20 protein-coding genes are annotated in these 18,918 nt (G+C 43.2%); 1 reads left to right on the plus strand and 19 read right to left on the minus strand.

The window, feature by feature from the left end; translation table 11 throughout:
• Window positions 1–2: 2 nt before the first annotated feature.
• The 18 genes from csaB to pyrB form a co-directional block, all read right to left on the minus strand.
• The gene (gene csaB, locus AC4PHB_RS06305; RefSeq protein ID WP_492135605.1) at window positions 3–2,252 is read right to left on the minus strand and encodes a polysaccharide pyruvyl transferase CsaB; all 2,250 of its coding nucleotides are present in this window, start codon (window positions 2,250–2,252) and stop codon (window positions 3–5) included.
• Window positions 2,209–3,786 (minus strand): O-antigen ligase family protein, encoded by a 1,578-nt coding sequence (locus tag AC4PHB_RS06310; protein ID WP_492135606.1) that lies wholly within the window; start codon window positions 3,784–3,786, stop codon window positions 2,209–2,211. Before AC4PHB_RS06310 ends, csaB begins: the two co-directional genes overlap by 44 nt.
• Before the next feature lies 1 nt (window position 3,787).
• Window positions 3,788–4,282, minus strand: a complete 495-nt coding sequence (locus AC4PHB_RS06315; RefSeq protein ID WP_492135607.1) for a DUF4330 domain-containing protein — start codon at window positions 4,280–4,282, stop codon at window positions 3,788–3,790.
• Entirely contained in the window at window positions 4,279–4,740 is a 462-nt protein-coding gene (locus AC4PHB_RS06320; RefSeq protein WP_492135608.1) for a DUF4330 domain-containing protein, read from the minus strand. The genes AC4PHB_RS06315 and AC4PHB_RS06320 overlap by 4 nt, the downstream gene beginning before the upstream one ends.
• Window positions 4,737–6,014 (minus strand): glycosyltransferase family 4 protein, encoded by a 1,278-nt coding sequence (locus AC4PHB_RS06325; RefSeq protein WP_492135609.1) that lies wholly within the window; start codon window positions 6,012–6,014, stop codon window positions 4,737–4,739. The genes AC4PHB_RS06320 and AC4PHB_RS06325 overlap by 4 nt, the downstream gene beginning before the upstream one ends.
• A 1-nt stretch (window position 6,015) precedes the next feature.
• Window positions 6,016–7,287 (minus strand): nucleotide sugar dehydrogenase, encoded by a 1,272-nt coding sequence (locus tag AC4PHB_RS06330; RefSeq protein WP_492135610.1) that lies wholly within the window; start codon window positions 7,285–7,287, stop codon window positions 6,016–6,018.
• Between the two features lie 25 nt (window positions 7,288–7,312).
• Entirely contained in the window at window positions 7,313–7,780 is a 468-nt protein-coding gene (locus AC4PHB_RS06335) for a hypothetical protein (RefSeq protein ID WP_492135611.1), read from the minus strand.
• Window positions 7,781–7,933: 153 nt separating this feature from the next.
• Complete coding sequence (locus AC4PHB_RS06340; protein ID WP_128425576.1) at window positions 7,934–8,284, minus strand: type II toxin-antitoxin system PemK/MazF family toxin; 351 nt, start codon at window positions 8,282–8,284, stop codon at window positions 7,934–7,936.
• A complete protein-coding gene (locus tag AC4PHB_RS06345; protein WP_492135612.1) occupies window positions 8,281–8,514 on the minus strand; it encodes a hypothetical protein in 234 nt (77 codons plus the stop codon). The genes AC4PHB_RS06340 and AC4PHB_RS06345 overlap by 4 nt, the downstream gene beginning before the upstream one ends.
• A gap of 96 nt (window positions 8,515–8,610) precedes the next feature.
• Window positions 8,611–9,786: an alanine racemase gene (alr, locus tag AC4PHB_RS06350; RefSeq protein WP_492135613.1), complete on the minus strand. Its 1,176-nt coding sequence runs from the start codon at window positions 9,784–9,786 to the stop codon at window positions 8,611–8,613.
• Window positions 9,787–9,940: 154 nt separating this feature from the next.
• Window positions 9,941–11,161 (minus strand): NAD(P)H-hydrate dehydratase, encoded by a 1,221-nt coding sequence (locus AC4PHB_RS06355; protein WP_492135614.1) that lies wholly within the window; start codon window positions 11,159–11,161, stop codon window positions 9,941–9,943.
• A gap of 185 nt (window positions 11,162–11,346) precedes the next feature.
• Window positions 11,347–11,901 carry an orotate phosphoribosyltransferase gene (gene pyrE, locus AC4PHB_RS06360; protein ID WP_492135615.1) on the minus strand — a complete coding sequence of 185 codons (555 nt, stop codon included), beginning with the start codon at window positions 11,899–11,901 and terminating at the stop codon, window positions 11,347–11,349.
• 4 nt (window positions 11,902–11,905) lie between these two features.
• Window positions 11,906–12,808: a dihydroorotate dehydrogenase gene (locus AC4PHB_RS06365; RefSeq protein WP_492137749.1), complete on the minus strand. Its 903-nt coding sequence runs from the start codon at window positions 12,806–12,808 to the stop codon at window positions 11,906–11,908.
• Window positions 12,808–13,536: a dihydroorotate dehydrogenase electron transfer subunit gene (locus AC4PHB_RS06370; protein ID WP_492137750.1), complete on the minus strand. Its 729-nt coding sequence runs from the start codon at window positions 13,534–13,536 to the stop codon at window positions 12,808–12,810. The genes AC4PHB_RS06365 and AC4PHB_RS06370 overlap by 1 nt, the downstream gene beginning before the upstream one ends.
• Window positions 13,526–14,383: an orotidine-5'-phosphate decarboxylase gene (pyrF, locus tag AC4PHB_RS06375; RefSeq protein ID WP_492135616.1), complete on the minus strand. Its 858-nt coding sequence runs from the start codon at window positions 14,381–14,383 to the stop codon at window positions 13,526–13,528. Before pyrF ends, AC4PHB_RS06370 begins: the two co-directional genes overlap by 11 nt.
• A complete protein-coding gene (locus AC4PHB_RS06380; RefSeq protein WP_492135617.1) occupies window positions 14,361–15,587 on the minus strand; it encodes a dihydroorotase in 1,227 nt (408 codons plus the stop codon). Before AC4PHB_RS06380 ends, pyrF begins: the two co-directional genes overlap by 23 nt.
• Window position 15,588: 1 nt before the next feature.
• The gene (locus tag AC4PHB_RS06385) at window positions 15,589–16,017 is read right to left on the minus strand and encodes an aspartate carbamoyltransferase regulatory subunit (RefSeq protein ID WP_492135618.1); all 429 of its coding nucleotides are present in this window, start codon (window positions 16,015–16,017) and stop codon (window positions 15,589–15,591) included.
• Window positions 16,018–16,941: an aspartate carbamoyltransferase gene (pyrB, locus tag AC4PHB_RS06390; RefSeq protein ID WP_492135619.1), complete on the minus strand. Its 924-nt coding sequence runs from the start codon at window positions 16,939–16,941 to the stop codon at window positions 16,018–16,020.
• 310 nt (window positions 16,942–17,251) lie between these two features.
• On the opposite strand from pyrB, the gene AC4PHB_RS06395 reads away from it, so the two are divergent.
• Window positions 17,252–18,685, plus strand: coding sequence for a leucyl aminopeptidase (locus AC4PHB_RS06395; protein WP_492135620.1), 1,434 nt, complete (start codon window positions 17,252–17,254; stop codon window positions 18,683–18,685).
• Window positions 18,686–18,716: 31 nt separating this feature from the next.
• Here the strand turns inward: AC4PHB_RS06395 and AC4PHB_RS06400 are convergent, their stop codons facing one another.
• Window positions 18,717–18,893, minus strand: a complete 177-nt coding sequence (locus AC4PHB_RS06400; RefSeq protein WP_492135621.1) for a hypothetical protein — start codon at window positions 18,891–18,893, stop codon at window positions 18,717–18,719.
• Window positions 18,894–18,918: the final 25 nt, after the last annotated feature.

Here is an 18,918-nt window from a genome sequence, read left to right on the forward strand (position 1 = left end):
AATCACCTTCCAATCAAGCTGTATGCCAGCTTTACATTCTCCAGAGCAAGCTTTTCCAATCTTTCCTTATGGCTGTCTATAGAATTCCTGATGGATTCCTTCTCTTCCCACACCTTGGATACCAGATCATAAAAGCCACCAGCAGTTATGCTTTCCACATCTAAATAATGATCAAGATCAAGCTCGTCCAGGAAGCCCTTTACCTTTGGATCGTATACAAGTCCTGCTATCGGTACCCCCTGGGTAGCAGCGTAAATGAGAGAATGTAGCCGCATAGCAGCCATGATTTCGGTTTCTCTGATTACTCCCATGATTTCTTCTACCGAGTACTTGCCCTTAAGAGTCCAGCAATTATCTGAGCCTGTGAGTTCTTCGATCCTCTTGCTTATCCCAAGATCCTCAGGGTAATGCATGGGAATCATGACTACTCCTACAGATTTGCTATCAATAAACCTCCTGGTTCCCTCGGCAACTGAATTGATTATACCTTCCTCGTTCCTCCAACCTCTCACAGAAATGCCCATCAAGGGTTTGGAGTAATCTATTCCCTCGGCCTTAAAAATATCATGGATCCTGCTTTTTTCAGAAGGATTCAATGTGAAAACAGGATCAGCAGTAACTATTACCTTTTCATTTTTTACTCCTATAGATCGTACAAAGTCAAGAGACCCCTTGTCTCTAAGGGTTATTAGATCCACACGATCAAGGATCCATCTGGTAAGATTTCTATTAAGTGCCTTATTGATTGGCCCAATACCGTTGGCATATATCATAACAGGTTTTCTTAACATCAATGCAAGCTTCATAAGCGTAAGATAGTAAAGCAGAGACCTTGTGGAGGTTACATCCTGGAGGAGACTCCCTCCACCGCTTATAACAAGATCTGATTCCTTAACAGAATTTATTACCTCTCTCAGCTTAAATCTGTTGGCAGAAATTACCGGGCAAAGCTTTTCGGTTTTATTAGGATCTTTTGAGAGGACCTTTATCCTTACATCCGGATCATACTCCATCAGATCCTTGACTATTGCCTTAAGTATGGCGTCATCTCCGCTGTTGTCGAATCCAAAGTAACCTGACATTACAATTTTGGGTCCCTTAGATAGTATATTAGAATATGTCTTTATGTGAGCTTCGGCCATTGAATCATAGGAAAACCTTTCAGCCGCTGACTGATAAAGCTTATAACCCATGGTCCCGGCTAACTCTTTATCTGCAATCAGAGAAAGTATTCTTTCACCGATGGTTTTCCAATCTCCAGGCTGGCATAGAAATCCGTTGATTCCATCATCCACCAATCTTCCGATGCCGCCTACTTCAGTGGAGACCACCGGCTTCTTCATCCTAGCACCCTCAAGAATGACGTATGGAAAACTCTCGCTTACAGATGTAAGCACGTTTATATCTATAGCATTGAAGAAAGAATATGGGTCCTTTACAAATCCAATAAAATGTATCCTGTTCTCAAGGCCATGCTCACTGACAAGAGTCTTCAACGATTCTTCATCAGCGCCTTCCCCCGCAATCAGGAAGTGAGCATCGACGGTTTTCAGGACGTGTTTTGCAGCTTCAATAAATGTCCGGTGATCCTTTACCTTATCCAGTCTTGCAAGTATTCCTACTACAGGGAGTTCGTGATCCTCTATCCCGTATCTTTTCAGAAAATCCTCCTTCGAGACGTATTCCTCAGGAATACCCATATCTATACCGTTGTAGGTTACAAATATTCGGTCTCTTTTGAATCCCCTATCAATTAGCATCTCCCTGAAGCTATCCGAAACTGCAATAAAATAATCGAATCTCCTAAGTGAAATCGTATTTAAAGTAGTATATACCAGTCTTTTGTAAAAGTTGTCCTTGAAGTCCAGCTTATAATCGCTGTGTATAGTCGTCATGAAGGGTTTCTTTACTCTACCCTTGAGGAACTGGGCAATGAAATTTGCCCTTGCTCCATGACAGTGGATGATGTCATAGCCTTCTTGGTTGATTTCTTCAGTAAGTCTTCTTATGACAGACATATCTGATCGGCTTTTCTGTTCGAATACCTTGATCGGTATACCTGCTGCCAGAACATCCTCATAAAAGGTATCCTCAATGAAGCATATGATCCGGGCATCTATTCTTTTATTAAGACCCTTAAGAAGAGATATTATGTGAGTTTTAGCTCCTCCGGTATCTCCCCCGCTGATCAAATGTAGAACCTTCAAATCAATTTCCCCTTCCTTCTGCTTCCACAGTGCTCCATTTCCCATAGGCGTTTATTAGTGCCACAGTCAGCCAGAAATAGACGACCATTCCTGGTACCTCAAAGATATTCTCAACAAAATTCTGCGCAAGAACTCCCATTGCACCAGAGAATAGCCCTATGGTCATTATCCTTCCCTTGATAGTATGTTGGTTTCCGATGGCCCTCAGAGAGGAGATAACAAAGCATATTATAACAAATAATAAGCCTGCGACTCCATATATCCCCATTTCAACCAACGTCTTCAGATAATAATTATCCAGGTAAAAGGGAGCAAGCCTATTGTTGATTGCAACAGCTCCTCCGAACCGCCCCAGTCCTACTCCAAATAACTTGTTTCTGGTCCATAGCTCATATCCTATGGCCCATCTGTACAGCCTCCCGCCTGCTGCTGACTTCATAAGATAAACAGGTGACATCATATACAGCAGTCTTTCACTCAAAGCTCCTCCAAAAAGTACGAAGCCTGCTCCCGCACCTGCCAATGGAACAATCAGCTTTGGAACAAGGATTAGAGTAAATATTCCAACTCCGAATGCGAAGGCAAGCCACGCACCTCTGGACATTGTAAACAATAGCCCCGCGAGCATTATAAGAGCTGATCCGCCATAATATACTCTGTGCTTCCATTTTTGAGATGACAATGATCTTGCCATGGCGATATTTATGAGCAATACAAATATAACTCCAAGGATATTTGGGCTGCCGATTATGGAATAAGCTCTTGTAGTTATGTTTTCAGCTGTATCGACCCAGTTCCCTGGCATGGGTACCTTCATCACATATTGATATACTGCGTGTAGGCCAAGAAAAAGTCCCATAAGGATCATTCCGTCAACTACCTTCTCTGCAGTATCCTCATCTCTGACAAGCTGTGTTGCAGCAAAATACCACAGTATATGCTGAAATACTGCTCTGAAGCCTTCTATTGCAACACCCAGATCAAGAGCTCTTATAAACAGATGACTTATTCCTAGAATAAGATAGATCAAAACTGGAAGATCCATGGGCGTCAGGTTGAACCTAATTTTCCCACCGCTTCTTATCCTTGTTAGAACTACATAAAATAAAACGAATAAAAGCAGGAGCTCATCCCAAACTGAACCCATAGCCGATACCCCTGGAAGTCTCCTGACCACGTAGTCGATCACCATGTAGAATCCTATAGATACGGCAAGTAAATCAGAAAAACCAAAGGATTTAACTGTACGAGCCATCGATCCTGCTAGGATGCTCGAGGACAACACAGTTTTCTCCTTGGTTATTGCTGATTTTTTCCTGTCAGCAACGATCCAGTTCATCATGGCGCTCTCAGAAAATGCCTTAAACAGGTATTTATCTACCTTCTGAATAATAGAATCGATCCACTTGATCAGTCTGTAAAAGGCACTGGACTCCATCCAGCTGCCCTTCTCAGAGTCCTTAAGTCTATTTCCCTGATTCAGGCTTATATTGAATATCCTGCTGTTAGATGCTACATATCCAAGTCTTCCTAAAAGATAAAAAAGGAAGCTGCTCTGGATGCCTTTCTTAATGTCCATATCAATTCACAACCTTAATACTTTCGATTTGTGCAAAATATCTGTAAAAATCAGACTCAAGAAATATTATCTTACCTTGTCTTAGCTCCTGCTTTCCAAGCTTATAGCTGCTGTTTTCAAATGGAATAGTTGCCTTGAAAACTACATTGGCACTTTCCTTCAGAGGATCCTCAGTAACTATCGGACTCCCCATAGAATCAACATTTGTGACCATAATTGGCCCAATTTCAATGCTCTCCACGTAAGCATCCAGATACTGCTTAGTCTCACCCAGTCTGTCGCCTACTCTTATGGTATCAAGATAGCCTTTGTCCATAACTACTGAAACTTCTACCTCGATCGTCCTTATCTGCGAATCCAAGCTTATATCGTCAAGATCCTTGCCCATCATCTTTATAACAGATAAAAATATTAGAAATGCAATAGCAGCCACAAAAAGTAGATCGAGGATGTTGATCTTGTTGAATACTTTGCCTTCCTTATTTATAATCTTCATGGCTTCACCTCGATATGCTTGATGTCAGACGTCACTTCGACGTCCATAGTTTTAAGGATGAATTGGAGCCCTACCTTGATTTCCTGTCCGCCTAGATCCAGATATGGTCCGCTTGATACAACTTCGGCATCGATCGTAGCCTGAAGAACCATTTCCTCCTCATCCTCATATGTCCTCATTGTTCCATCATCAGCGACATATGACTTTAATGTGGGTTTGACATTTATCTCTGTTATATATGCATTCTGCAGCTTGTACTGTGAGAAAATCTGATCACCTGTATCAAGCTCCGTGACCAGATCCCTTGGCAGCTTCTTTGCCTCCACTATAAAGATTATGCTCCTTCTATTTGTTGGTGCGACTCCTCCTGCTACTCTGTCCCTATTGAAAAATACAATAATTGCTGCTGCGATAAGGACAATTACCAGGGTGTCGATCCAATTCCATTTTCTTTTCATTTCCTACTCCTCTCTGCTGCCTTTTTGATCATATTTTTAAATATCTCAGAAAGCATTTCAGTCTGCCTTCTTCGGCTGTATTTCTCTATTTCAGCCCAATTGGGGTCATGGTTCGTACTTCCTTCAGCCCATTCTTTATAAAGCTCTGAAAGGGCAGCTGTGACTCCTTCTATATCCTCTGGATCAACTACCTTCCCGGTATCTGTCTCATAGATAACATCAGCTGCAACCCCATCTATCGGAACTATTCCCAGTATAGGTCTATTGGATCTTATATACTCGAAGATCTTCCCAGTGTAAAAGTTCCTCGATCCCTTTCCCTTCCCGATCACCAAAAGAATAATGTCTGAGTTGAACAGCATCTGGATACTCTCCTTATGAGGAAGATACCCGTAGGATCTTATGGAATCCTTGAGGCCATACTTCTCAGCATATGAGTTTACTACCTTTTCATAGATATTCCCCACGATCCTTATTTCAAGCTTATCAGTCCTTATCTGACCCATTTCTATAGCTGACTTGAGGCCATCCATAAACTCATCAAGATTCCGTCTGCCATATAGCGAGCCGGTGTAGGTTACCACAAACCTGTCGCCGCCGTTTCTTTTGTCTGTCGCATCCTTGAAGTCATCTTCGTCATACCCGTTGGGAATGAACACTGACCTACCTTCAAGGGATGGGTCGTCATTAATGAAGCTCTGCAGCATCAAAGGCGTGTTTGTTATGAAGAAGTCGCAGTTTGAGGTAACCTCAGACTCCTTTCGTTTCTCCATATTTAGCTTTATTTTCTTGTAAATACTGTCAAGATGATAAGGATTATTGGTCCACTCGTCTCTGAAGTCACATATCCACGGAATTTCAGGAAACACCCTCTTAAGATGCAGACCTAAAAGATGTGAACTGTATGGAAACGAGGTTGTATATATACAGTCTATACGCTCTTCCCTTATGATTTTCTCGGCTCTTTTTCTGTTGAATATATACCAGAAATACTCAGAATCTGGAGATAGTATTCTGGTACCTACGAACTTCATCGGAAGCCTCATTATACCTTTCCTGTTTACGGTATCATAGGCTTTCAGGCGATGGATACTGATTCCAGCAGGGATGTCGTTTAAAAGAGTGTCATCGGTAAGACCCCCAGGGTGGACTTTAGTTAGAACTACAGGCTCGATGTCAAAATCTCTTAGGTATTTTACGAACTTGGTCGTTCTCTGGACGCCTGCTCCTCCCATCGGAGGGAATTCATTTGCAATAATAAGAGCTCTATACATTCTATCCCCTGCCTAAAAGTACTACCCTAAAGCCCAAAGCTTCAAGTCCTGCTCCTCCAAGGAAATTCCTCGTATCGTAGACTTGTTTTGTTCTCATGACCTGACCTATTTCTTCGAAGTCAAGCTTCAGGTATTCTGAATGATTTACAGCTAACACAAATAAATCAGCCCCCTCTGCTGCTTCAAGAGCCGTTGGCTTTTTAAGCTCACCATACTTAAAAATTGTATCATCGACGTGTGGGTCATGGATAGCTACCTCATAGCTCCCCTCCCGAACAAGCATCTCTACCAGCTTCATGATCGGACTCTCCCTGGTATCGTCCACATCCGGCTTATAGGTCACTCCAAAAATTGAAACCTTCGGTGTGTCGATACCTTCTGTAAGCTTCTTTATCGTCTCAAGAACATAGAGCGGCATCCCGTCGTTTCTCTCCCTAGCCTGCCTTATCAGCCTGCCCTCTGGCTGGCCTTCGATTACAAACCATGGATCTACAGCTATGCAATGACCTCCAACACCAGGGCCTGGCATATGAAGATTTACTCTGGGATGTTTGTTGGCCAGCTTTATTACCTCCCAGGCATTTATCCCCATTTTTTCGGATAGTACTGCCAGTTCATTTGCCAGTGCTATATTTACGTCTCTAAAGGTATTTTCCATAAGCTTGCACATCTCTGCAGTTCTGGAGTCTGTAATATATATGTTCCCCTTAACAAAACGTTGATAAATATCCTTTACCACCTCAGTGGATTCACTATTTATCCCGCCTATTATCCTGTCGTTTTCGACCAGCTCTATTAGTATCCTGCCTGGAAGAACTCGCTCAGGAGTATGTGCCACATAAATTTCTTCACCTACCTTAAGTCCGGAGGCCTTCAGTTCTTCAACAACGATCTCCTCTGTAGCTCCAGGTGGTGATGTGGATTCAAGTACGACAGCATTTCCTCTAGCAACCACTTGGGCAACAGCCTTTGCAGCTGACCTTACAAAACTCATATCTGCGGTCTTGTCATTATTTATGGGAGTAGGTACCGAAATTATGAATACATCTGATGATTCGAGGCTGGATATCCCCTTAAGCCTCCCCTTCTCGACCATTTCCTTTACCAATTTTCCAAGACCTGGCTCTTCGATTATTATTTCACCCTTATTCAGCGCCTCTACTACTCTTGGGTTTAGGTCATAGCCAAGTACCTCCATTCCAGCAGCAGCCATCACCGCAGCTGTAGGGAGGCCAATATAGCCAAGACCAACTACTGTTATTCGATTTCTCATTATTCTATCCTCCAATATATGTAGCTTACCTAATGGTATAGCCTCCTCGCACCATAACGAAGGTGCTGTTTTTGGTAACAAATATTCCCCTGCCGTCGCTTCTGGGAATTATCAAAAGGTGATTTGCAGGTATAGGCTTCCCCTCTGCTATGTCGGTACCCGAAGTGACATCTGACAGTCCGCCTGAAGCACTTGTGATGGCAGTTGCAGACCCGCTTCTAAGTATTATTTCGCTGCCTGCATCTCCTATGAGCATCTGGCCGTTAAACAGCTCAACTACGACCAGACTGTTGTCTGATTGTGTGGAAGGATCCTGTGTCCCGGAGCTTCCTGTCTTTGAATCGACATAATCCTTCAACTCATCCAGCTTTTCCTCAAGGTAGCTAAGTGAAATCAATGGATCCGACTCAGTTCCAGGCTCTGAATAAGCCATGCCTGTAGCTGCCAGTGCCAAAGCTACCCCCAATGCTGCTGTTGTTTTTTTGAATTTCATAAGGACTCCCCTTTATTTTAGTATTAAGATCAAGCCACATAACTAACCATCTTACATTATACTACAGCACAAAAAAATAAGCATCAGAAATGCTCATTTTTTTGTGCCGTTTAAGCCCTTTTAGCGGCCAACCGCTGATATGTAGGAGGATCTTCAGTAATTGCCAAGACCGATGCTTATCCTTAAAGCCTCATCGACCTTTCTCATCATATCCTCGTCAAATTTCCCTATTTTCTCTCTGAGTCTCTTTTTGTCTATTGTTCTGATTTGCTCCAGAAGTACCACTGAATCCTTGGGAAGCCCAAAATCAGGTCCTGTGATCTCAATGTGGGTAGGAAGTCTGGCCTTATTGATCTGAGAGGTGATGGCAGCGACGATTATCGTAGGGCTGTACTTGTTGCCTACGTCATTCTGAACTACCAAAATCGGCCTTACACCACCTTGCTCAGAGCCAATAACGGGACTTAGATCTGCGTAATATATGTCTCCTCTTTTAACTATCATATGATTTCGTACTCCAAAGTACTCTCATAGCTTGCCAGGTCAGACATGTCCTGCTCAAAGCCCATTTCAGCGAGGGTAACATTAAGCTGGTACACGTCAAGATAAGCCTTCATGAATTCCCTGTACTTGCTGCAGTGGTATTCGTTGCAATTACACAAAGCTACCAGCTTATCAAAGAGGTCCTTGTTGCTTTCTATAATCATAGGGAGACCAGAGTCTCTTTTGTCCATTCTTGTCAACCCCCCCTTTCAACTTTTCTCAAAGATATATAGGGTCAGTTCAATTATATCCTCATTAGAAAATCCGTGTCAACTGATTGGAATTAATTAATCAAGAAGATAATCCAGTGTCTTAAATACGCTGCCATCCTTAAGGTAAACTCTTGGAAGTCTTCTTCCCATCATACATATGATCTCATAGTTGATAGTTCCAAAGGTCTTTGCAACTTCATCAACTGAAGGCCAATCTTTATTCCCATAACCAAAGTAGATCACTTCGTCACCTATCTTGACATCTCCAAGCCCAGTAGCGTCAAACATCATCTGATCCATACAGATCCTCGGCTTAATGGTTACTCTTTTCCCTGCCACAAAAACCTGACCTTTGCCGGTCAGCGTCCTTGGATAACCATCAGCGTACCCGATTGGAACTGTAGCTATCCTCGCTTCAGCAGGTGTGGTGTAAACGTGGTTATAGCTTATGCCTGTTTCGGCAGGCAGTGTTTTGATATTGGATATTATAGTCCTAAGGGTCATAGCAGGCTTGATATCTATTCTTTCCTTTTTGACCTCGTCAGAAGGATAGTAGCCATAAAGGATTATTCCAGGCCTTACTATGTCAAGGTTATATTCAGGCAGATCTATTATTGCTGAGGAATTTGATATATGCTTCAAAGGAATAATGAGCCCTTTATTCTCCAGCGTTTCTACCATCTTCATGAATCTGTCGAACTGTAATCTGGTGAAGCTTTTGTCTGCTTCGTCAGATTTCGCAAAATGGGTAAATATACCTTCGATCTCAAGATTTGGCAGCTGACTGATTTTCAGGATATTTTCAACAGAATCCTCTGATGGCAAAAATCCTATCCTGCTCATCCCCGTATCCAACTTTATGTGGATCTTCAGATTCTTATCCATCTCTGCAGCCGCCTCTGAAAGTGCTACCGCATCCTCATACCTGTAGATCGCCTGAGTAAGATCGTTTGCGGCTACCTCGATCATCTGATAATCAGGAGTGAAGTTTAGTATCAGTATTGGCTTATCTATTCCAGCTCTCCTAAGCTCGATCGCCTCGTTTAAAAGAGATACTGCTAAACGATTAACTCCCAGAGTGGTATATAGCTTAGCCAGTTCAACTGCCCCATGGCCATAGCCATTCGCCTTTATTACAGGCATTATTTCCGTTTCCTTTCTTACGATCCTTCGAATTTCAGTGTAATTATGAACCAGATTGTCTAAGTTTACCTCTACATAGGTCGGTCTAGTGTTTATTATCCTATCCATGGCAACCTCCTTGAAATTAGTATTTCTGAGTATATTATATCAGGAATTTAATGATGTATATTGTTTTTTTGCTAAATCTCAACCTAATAAAAAGAAGGCCTTATTCCTTCACAAGGCCTTTTCCATGTTTATGAGCTTAGATTTATGTGTTTAATTAAACCTTTAATATAAGAGACTCAACAGCATGTGGGATGTTCTCAAGTATATCCGATGCTATCATGCCGTATTCGCCTTTTGATTTTTTCGCCAGATCCCCTGCCATTCCATGGATGCACACTGCCAAAACAGCTGCTTCATATGGGTCATCGAGCTGAGCTAAAAGACTTCCGGCAATTCCGGATAAAACGTCGCCGCTCCCTGCTGTTGCCATTCCCGGGTTTCCAGTCTCATTAAGATACAATCTTTGACCATCAGTGACTATTGTTCTGTGACCCTTAAGCACTGTAATGACTCCATAGGTCGAAGAAAACTTTTTAGCTGCAGCTTCTCTGTCCTTTTGTATCTCCTCTGTTGAGATTCTCAATAGTCTCCCCATCTCACCTGGATGCGGAGTTACGATCGCAGGAGAATTTCTATGGCGTATCAGCGACGGATTGTCTGAAAGAATATTCAAGCCGTCAGCATCCACGACGATGGGCTTCTGGAAATAAAGAAGGCTATCCTCCACCAATTCTCTCTGCTTCTTGCCAGTTCCAAGACCTGGACCAAGTATCAGAACATCCAGAGGGTCCATAGCTTGTCTGTAAACATATGGATCGTCCGCTTCCTTTACTATTACCTCAATCGTCCTTGTGGCGAATATCCTTGCCAACTCCTTCTCCAGGATCGCATACACAAGTCCTGCCCCTGCCCTCAGAGCTCCATAGGAAGCCAGATATACTGCTCCAAGCATTCCATGGCTACCGCCTATAACACCTATTCTCCCAAAGTCGCCCTTATGTGAATCGAATGGTCTCCTTGGGAGCCTATAGGGCATATTGTCAGGTATTCTTAGCGACCCCTCAACATATCCTATCGCTGATGCCACAGTATATTCCTCCTCATTCGAAATCGATAGCTCGATCTCACTGATTCCCATGGCTTCCATTACAGAATATAGAGCCCGTGATGATGCAAGGAATGGTCTTCCGCCATCCTCATGGAGTATTTGCATATCTCGCCAGCCTATTGGCCCGATTCCAGTGCCAAGAAGCTTTGATACAGCCTCCTTTGCAGCAAACATTCCCGACACTGTAGCAGGATTATGACTCTTTTCAGCAAGATAAGCCTGTTCTGCTTCAGTGAAAATCCTTCTGTAGAAGCTGTCACGACCCTTCTCTAGAAGCTTTTCTATTCTCTTGTTGCCTACTATATCGATTCCTGTACGTATGGTCATGAAACACCTCCTGGTTTTCAGTGAATAGTGAATAGTGAAGAGGTAAGAGCCAAGAGCTAAGAGGTAGGATTCTTCGGCAAGCCTCAGAATGACAACACTTTTGTCATCCCGAGAGTAGTCTATGGATCTATTCATTTATTGTCCATTGTCCATTGTCAATTGTCCATTGTCAATTATTAATTACCCTAAAACTTCCTGCTTCCGGGCTTAACGATCGGGAGTCCTTCTCTGCACAAAGGACAGTCGTCCTTATCGTAGGTATCTATTTGGAGCTTACCTGCGGCATAGACCGGGTGCTTAAGATCGCCATTGCTTCTGTCAATAAGGGCTGCTATCCCAACCACGACTCCACCGTTTTCCTCAATAGCAGCTATTGCCTCATAAGAAGATTTGCCTGTGGTTACAACATCCTCCGCAACCAATACTCTTTGACCTTCCTCGATTGCAAAGCCTCTCTTAAGCTTCATTTCGCCCTCTTCACGTTCAGTGAAGAACGCTGGCTTTCCAAGCTGTCTTCCAAGCTCGTAAGCGACGATTATACCACCCATTGCAGGTCCTACAACAACGTCTATATCAACGCCTTCAAGCTTTCCGACTATCTCCCCGACAGCCTTTTCAGCCTTGTCAGGATACTGTAAAAGCTTTGCACACTGAACGTATCTGTTGCTGTGCTTCCCAGAGGAAAGAAGAAAGTGTCCCTCGAGTAATGCACCTGAATCCTTTAATAATTCTAATATCATATTATTACCTCCATATCGCTCCCCTGATCTCCTCAAGGTCCTTTATACCCTCTCGTTCCATAAATACAGCAATCCCCTCAGCTATTTCCACTGCAATTTCAGGCTTTCTGAAGGTGGCGCTACCAACCTGGATCAGGTGCGCTCCTGCCATTATATATTCTATTGCATCCTCTGTAGTCATTATTCCGCCCATACCGATCACAGGTACGTTGACAGCCCTGCAAACCTCATAGACCATCCTCAGAGCTATGGGCTTAATTGCCGGGCCGGATAGTCCGGCTGTCACATTGTCGAATACTGGTCTTCTGCTCCGTATGTCTATAGCAAGTGCGTTGAACGTGTTTACCAGGGAAAGTGCATCTGCTCCGGCTTCCACGCATGCCTCTGCCATTTCCCTTATGTTTTCTGCATTCGGAGATAGCTTGACCACCAATTTCTTCGTAGTGACTCTTCTTACTGCCTCTACCACGATCGATGCAGGTATACATTGTAGCCCAAATGCCATTCCGCCTTCCTTGACATTTGGGCAGGAAATATTCAGTTCGATTATTGGTGCTTCGATCTCTTCAAGGAGCTTGGCTCCTGTAACGTAATCCTCAACAGTTCCTCCTCCCAGGTTTACCAGGGTAATCAAATCCTTATCCATTAAAAATGGCCATTCCTGATCAATAAATCCTTTTACCCCAGGATTTTGAAGACCGATACTGTTCATAAGCCCTGAAGGAGTTTCATGGATCCTTCTGCCTTTGTTACCATCCCGAGACTCAAGTGTCAGCCCCTTAGTGGATATTCCTCCCAGCCTGGATAGCTCAATATACTCAGACAGCTCCCTGCCAAAGCCTACTGTTCCCGATGCAGCGATCACAGGATTCTTAAAGCTGATCCCACAGAATTCCACCGTAGTCATCATATCAGCACCTCCTCAGCCAGGAACACAGGACCCTCTTTGCACACTCTCTCCATACCTCTTACAGTCGGAACAGTGCATCCCAGGCAGATACCTATGCCACATGCCATATGACTCTCAAGCGATACAAATAGTTCAGTCCTGCTTTTACATAACCTGCCCAGAGCCTCCATCATTGGCATTGGCCCGCATGAGTAGATAATATCATAGACTTCAGGATCGATCATCCCGGTGACAAATCCCTTATGTCCTTGGGATCCATCCTCTGTGGATATATGTATCTCACTGGCATATCCATCAAAGCCGTCCAGCAGGTATGTCTCATCTCTAAAGCCGGCATATAGATCTGCCTTATCTCCTAGGCTCCTGGCAAGATATAGCATCGGCGCTATTCCAATCCCTCCCGAAACTATTGCGATTTTTTTGCCTTCAGCAATGGGAAATCCATTCCCCAATGGACCAAGCAAGCTCAATGTTTTCCCTGGTCTTAGATCTGAAATGATATGCGTCCCTTTTCCTTTCACCTCATATATCATTGTAAGAATACCATCTCTCAAATCAGCTATGCTGATTGGCCTTGGAAGAAATGGGTCATTTCCCTCCCAACCTCTGAGCATATAGAATTGTCCAGGAGAGCCCTTAAAATCTCCCTTTAGTTTGATCAAATATATGTTTTTAGCGATTTCGATATTTTCAATTATTATCCCTTCTTTATAACTATCCCTCAAAGCCAATATCCTCCCTCATTTCCAGTACTGCCTGCCTGATATAGTCTCCAAAGCGCTCCCAACCATCATGCTGCTTTGCGTGTGCAGTGATTATTCCCCTTGAGGAGTTAACTACGCCGCCGTTTCCATCCTTAAGATACAGTTTTGCATCCTTTCCGGTGGCACCCTGTGCTCCGTAACCGGGTATTAAGAAAAACATGTCCTGATATCTTTCCCTTATTTCACTGGCCTCGTCGGTATGTGTCCCTCCTACGACTGCTCCCAATGAAGAATACCCGCATTCACCAATGTAGTCCTTTCCCATTTCAGCAAGTTTATCGCCCACATGAAGGTATATCTTTTTCCCGTCAGCTTCCAGGTACTCTATGTCTCTTGCACCCGGATTGGAGGTCCTCAAGAGCACAAATAATCCCTTTTTGCCATTTTCAAGATATGGCAGGTAGGGAGTTATGCTGTCAAAGCCCATGTATGGATTTAGAGTAATGAAGTCTGCCTCGAAGTCACCCTCAAAATGAGCTTTCCCATACATCTCTGCAGTTGATGATATGTCCCCTCTCTTTACATCTCCAATCGACAGCGACCCTACATGCCTTATATATTCAAGCGTCCTTTTATATGCCGTAAGACCTTGGAGCCCATATGCCTCATAAAAAGCAATTTGAGGCTTGTATATTGCAGCAATATCATGGGAAGAATCTATTATCAGCTTATTATACTGAAAGACGATCTCACCTGTATCCTGATGTTTCATCTTAAGCTCTTCAGGTATATATTCAAGTCTTGAATCAAGTCCTATACATACCATTCCTTTGCTTTCCACTTCCTTAAAAAGCCTGTCGATTATCAAGTCCCAACACCTCCCCACAGTTTTTGTTCATATATTTGATCTCTCCACTCTTAATGGTCATAAGAATATCTCCCTTAAGCTCATGACCCTCAAATGGAGTGTTTTTACCTTTCGATACGAAGGTTGAAGGATCGACGATCACCTTTCTTTCCAGGTCGATAAGAACCAGATCACCATCATAGCCCTCTATAAGCTTTCCTTTATCAAGCTTCATTATCTCTGCAGGTCTGCCTGACATAAGTTTTGATAGAAGCCTTAAATCCAAGTCATGATCCCTTACCAGTACGGTATGAGAAACTGAAAAAGCAGTTTCAAGCCCAGAAAGTCCAGGACTTCCTTTTAGCTTGTCTTCCTTTGTGTGTGGTGCGTGGTCAGTGGCGATTGCATCTACAGTCCCATCCTTGATCCCATTGATGAGTGCCTCTACGTCTCTTTTGGTCCTGATAGGCGGGTTTACTCTATAAGGATCATCCCACAAAGCTATATGGTGAGGAGTCACATCGCAGGTAATATTTTGCCCCATCAGCTTCCCTCTTCTTATCTCCTCAATGGCTTCCTCAGTACTTACATGGGTCAGATGAAGCCTTGCTCTGGTATAAAGAGCGAGGTAAATGTTTCTTACAGTTTCGAGGTTTTCTGAAAGTCTGTAGTCAATAGGAGTTATCTCCTCATCCTCGGCATGGGACATCAGGATCAAGCCGTTTTCCCATGCTTTTTCCATCGCCTTAAACATGACGAAAGAGCTTGATACACCCTTCCCATCATCAGTGATCATCCTGACTCTTTCATCCAGGTTGTCCAGATGAGATATATCCTTTCCGTCAAAGCCTCGTGTTATAGATACGCATTGATGAACCTGGACCAGATCAAGCTCATTTGCCTTATCAAGCACATATTCTACCGTATCCATATCTGAGCAGACCGGAGATGTATTGCCCATTAGATTAACGAAGGTGTAGCCTCCCTTCAATGCAGCAAGGCTGCCTGTAAGAATATCCTCTTTCCAGGTAAATCCAGGATCCCTGAAATGTGCATGCAGATCAATGAAGGCAGGCATAAGGCACATTCCACGAGCGTCTATGGCAGGGCCTTGAAAGATTATATCATCACCAAGCTCTGCAATTTTTCCGTCTCTTATGAGAAGGTCGCCGTAAAGATCGATATCCTGATCAATCAGCCTGGCACCCTTAATCAAAAGCTCCATACTATCCCTCCCAAGAATAAATGTGATCACAGTACTCACATTTATAGATACCCTTTGAATGATCAATGAGAACAAATCTGTGAATCACATTTCGTTCCTCTGAAGTTATGCATCTAGGGTTTTTACACTTTATTATTCCCTCTACCCTTTCAGGGAGGGAAAGCTTGATCTTGTCGGTTATGACCTCATTTTCTATGACATTTACCGTTATGCTAGGATCCAGAAATCCCAACATGGCAAGGTCCAGATCAATTACATCCTCAACCTTGATGATATCCTTCTTTCCATGCTTTTTGCTGGCTGCATTCATTATGAGCGCAACTGTAAAGTCCGCCTGATCGAGCTTTAAATACTGGAATATCTTAAGTCCCATACCGGGTCTTATATGATCTATAACGAGTCCTTTTTTAATGCTTGTAATATTCAGCATCTATTCCACCCCCAAAAGCTTAAGAATCAAAGCCATCCTTACATACATCCCATTCTTAACCTGCCTGAAATACCATGCCCTCGGATCATCATCCACTTCGGGGCTGATCTCGTTCACTCTTGGTAGAGGGTGCAATATTACAAGATCCTCAGGTGCGATCAGCAGCTTATCCCTGTCAAGTATATAGCTATCCTTGAGCCTAATATAATCTGCTTCGTTGAAAAACCTTTCCTTCTGGACTCGGGTCATGTAAAGTACATCCAGTTCACCGATAACCTCTTCAAGCCTTTCTACCTCTCTAAAAGGTATACCTTTCCCGATAAGTATCTCCTGTCTTATATAATCCGGTACCTGAAGTTCCTTGGGCGATATCAACAAGAATTCGATATTCTCGTATCTTGACGTAGCTTTAATAAGCGAATGGACCGTCCTTCCAAATTTTAGGTCTCCACATAAACCGATCACAAGCTTATCCAGTCTTCCCTTAGCCTGCAGTATGGTAAAAAGATCTGTAATGGTTTGAGTAGGGTGCTGGTGCCCTCCATCTCCTCCATTTATTAGCGGTACCGGACAGTACTCAGTCCCAAGTCTTGGAGCACCTTCCTTGGGATGTCTCATGGCAATTATATCTGCATAAGCGCCAACCGTCCTCAACGTATCGGCAAGGCTTTCACCCTTTGCAACAGAACTAGAGCCCGGCTCCGAAAACCCGATGACGCTTCCACCCAATCTCAACATTGCGGCTTCAAAGCTAAATCTGGTCCTGGTGCTGGGCTCATAAAATAAGGTGCTCAGGATCTTGCCATGGCATATATAATTATAATTCTCCGGACTTTCGATGATACTTTTTGTCAATTCAAAAATACTCTCAAGCTCTTTGATACTAAAATCTTGGGGGTCGATCAGATGTCTTCCTTTCAGCATGATAATTCCTCCTTGTTTACCTATAGGGTTCTCGGAGCAGCGCATTAAAAATGCCCTCCACAAAGGAAGGCATAAGTAAACCGCTTATACGCACTCCTTTCCAATCTCACAGGATCGGTTTAAAGGTATTTATTTAGTTAAAATTATCATAGCACAGGTTTTAAGTCAACCACCTTCATTAAATTTTCAATAACTTTTCCAGCATAATAATGCAGTTGGCTGTTGTACATCCAATTTTTTACTAATCTTGTTAGCTATAGTCAATTATCTGGTATAATTAGACTATCTAAATAATGTATGGGGGGATAATATGAATTTTCTATTTGAAAAGGGCGGAGAAGCTAAAGCAGTACTTGTTTTCAAAGGAGCTGAAAAATCATCTGAGGCTAATGAGCTTTACAGCTTCACAAAGGAGCGAAAGCTGTTTGAAGGCAAAGCAGGCGAGGTATATTCAAGCCTGGGCAATGGTAATGATGTAATACTACTGGGACTTGGAGAAGAATCCAAGCTTGATTACCAGGTAATCAGGAAGGCATTCTATTCTCTTGGCAAGGAAGCGGGAAGACTAAAGCTTGAGAGCATCGGTGTCCAGATTCCAAAATTTGGGGACAGATGCTATGGAAAGACCATGAAAGCTGTGTCCGAGGGTCTGATCCAGTCTCAATACAGCTTTGATAAATATAAGAGCAAATCTGATCAAAGAGTTTTACTAAAGGACTTATATCTTCAAGTAATGGAAGATAAGCTCGAAAAAGCTAAAAACGTTGTTTCAGAAACTCAGATCCTAATGGAAGGTGTATTCCTAACGAGAGACCTGGTAAATGAGCCTGCAATAAATATGTACCCGGAGGTTCTTGCAAGGAGTGCCGTTGACAGTCTTACACCATTAGGAGTCAAGGTGGAAGTATTTGGGAAGAAAAAAATAGAGGAGCTTGGCATGACAGCCTTCCTTGCAGTTGCGAAAGGCTCAGAGAAGGAGCCTCAGTTTATTGTAATGAAATATGATGGCGATCCTGACTCAAAGGAAAAGCTGGCTCTTGTTGGCAAGGGACTAACCTATGATTCAGGTGGATATTGTTTGAAGCCTGCAGACAGCATGGCGACTATGCATACAGATATGGCAGGAGCTGCTTCGGTGATTGGAGCTATGTATTCAATTGCAAAATCAGGTCTTAAGAAAAATGTAACAGCCATCGTTGCAGCATGTGAGAACATGATATCAGGCGGAGCTTACAAGACAGGAGACATAATAGGATCCATGTCTGGTAAAACGATCGAGATAGGTAACACTGACGCCGAAGGAAGGGTCACTCTGGCGGATGCTCTTTGGTATGCAGCAACAGTTGAAGATGCAGACAGAATAGTTGATCTGGCAACACTGACGGGAGCTTGTGTAGTCGCCCTTGGAAGCGTCAATACGGGAGCAATAACAAACAACGATAAGCTCATGGAGGATATAAAAACTGCCTCTAACCTGGCGGGGGAACCCGTCTGGCAGCTTCCGCACGATGAGGAATACATGGAGCTTTTCAAAAGTGATTTTGCTGATCTAAAGAATACAGGAGGAAGATGGGCAGGGGCAATAACTGCAGGACTGTTCCTCAGGGAATTTGTAAACGAGAAGCCGTGGGTCCATCTGGATATCGCAGGTACCTCTCATCTTTCAAATCCTATGGGTTATCTTCCAAAGGGTGCAACAGGAGTACCGGTCAAAACTCTTTTCTATATGGTAAAAGATATGTAGAATGAAAAACCAGGTCCAAATTTGGACCTGGTTACTTATTTTTCAGTACTCCCCCAAGCAGACCTATTATTGCAAATATAGTATAATAGCCTGCGCTTGTTATTGAATTTCCAGTTATTTCTCTAATACCCTGTATTATCATCTGGTCGCCTCCAAAGAGTGAAACCACCCAGCCAACTACAAGGCCGACTAAAAGTCCTCCAAGCATACCTACACCTCCGTATGGAATTCTC

The sequence above is a fragment of the Gudongella sp. QWL-04 genome (assembly GCF_058683975.1).

Bases quoted from the DNA above. Each gene is read 5' to 3' on its own strand.
- AC4PHB_RS06320 (WP_492135608.1), bottom strand. From the start codon at position 4,740: ATGAAAAGAAAATGGAATTGGATCGACACCCTGGTAATTGTCCTTATC.
- AC4PHB_RS06325 (WP_492135609.1), bottom strand. From the start codon at position 6,014: ATGTATAGAGCTCTTATTATTGCAAATGAATTCCCTCCGATGGGAGGA.
- csaB (WP_492135605.1), bottom strand. From the start codon at position 2,252: ATGGGAAATGGAGCACTGTGGAAGCAGAAGGAAGGGGAAATTGATTTG.
- AC4PHB_RS06385 (WP_492135618.1), bottom strand. From the start codon at position 16,017: ATGCTGAATATTACAAGCATTAAAAAAGGACTCGTTATAGATCATATA.
- AC4PHB_RS06395 (WP_492135620.1), top strand. From the start codon at position 17,252: ATGAATTTTCTATTTGAAAAGGGCGGAGAAGCTAAAGCAGTACTTGTT.
- pyrB (WP_492135619.1), bottom strand. From the start codon at position 16,941: ATGCTGAAAGGAAGACATCTGATCGACCCCCAAGATTTTAGTATCAAA.
- AC4PHB_RS06365 (WP_492137749.1), bottom strand. From the start codon at position 12,808: ATGACTACGGTGGAATTCTGTGGGATCAGCTTTAAGAATCCTGTGATC.
- AC4PHB_RS06310 (WP_492135606.1), bottom strand. From the start codon at position 3,786: ATGGACATTAAGAAAGGCATCCAGAGCAGCTTCCTTTTTTATCTTTTA.
- AC4PHB_RS06400 (WP_492135621.1), bottom strand. From the start codon at position 18,893: ATGCTTGGAGGACTTTTAGTCGGCCTTGTAGTTGGCTGGGTGGTTTCA.
- alr (WP_492135613.1), bottom strand. From the start codon at position 9,786: ATGGATAGGATAATAAACACTAGACCGACCTATGTAGAGGTAAACTTA.
- AC4PHB_RS06345 (WP_492135612.1), bottom strand. From the start codon at position 8,514: ATGGACAAAAGAGACTCTGGTCTCCCTATGATTATAGAAAGCAACAAG.
- AC4PHB_RS06355 (WP_492135614.1), bottom strand. From the start codon at position 11,161: ATGACCATACGTACAGGAATCGATATAGTAGGCAACAAGAGAATAGAA.
- pyrE (WP_492135615.1), bottom strand. From the start codon at position 11,901: ATGATATTAGAATTATTAAAGGATTCAGGTGCATTACTCGAGGGACAC.
- AC4PHB_RS06315 (WP_492135607.1), bottom strand. From the start codon at position 4,282: ATGAAGATTATAAATAAGGAAGGCAAAGTATTCAACAAGATCAACATC.
- AC4PHB_RS06330 (WP_492135610.1), bottom strand. From the start codon at position 7,287: ATGAGAAATCGAATAACAGTAGTTGGTCTTGGCTATATTGGCCTCCCT.
- AC4PHB_RS06340 (WP_128425576.1), bottom strand. From the start codon at position 8,284: ATGATAGTTAAAAGAGGAGACATATATTACGCAGATCTAAGTCCCGTT.
- AC4PHB_RS06335 (WP_492135611.1), bottom strand. From the start codon at position 7,780: ATGAAATTCAAAAAAACAACAGCAGCATTGGGGGTAGCTTTGGCACTG.
- AC4PHB_RS06380 (WP_492135617.1), bottom strand. From the start codon at position 15,587: ATGGAGCTTTTGATTAAGGGTGCCAGGCTGATTGATCAGGATATCGAT.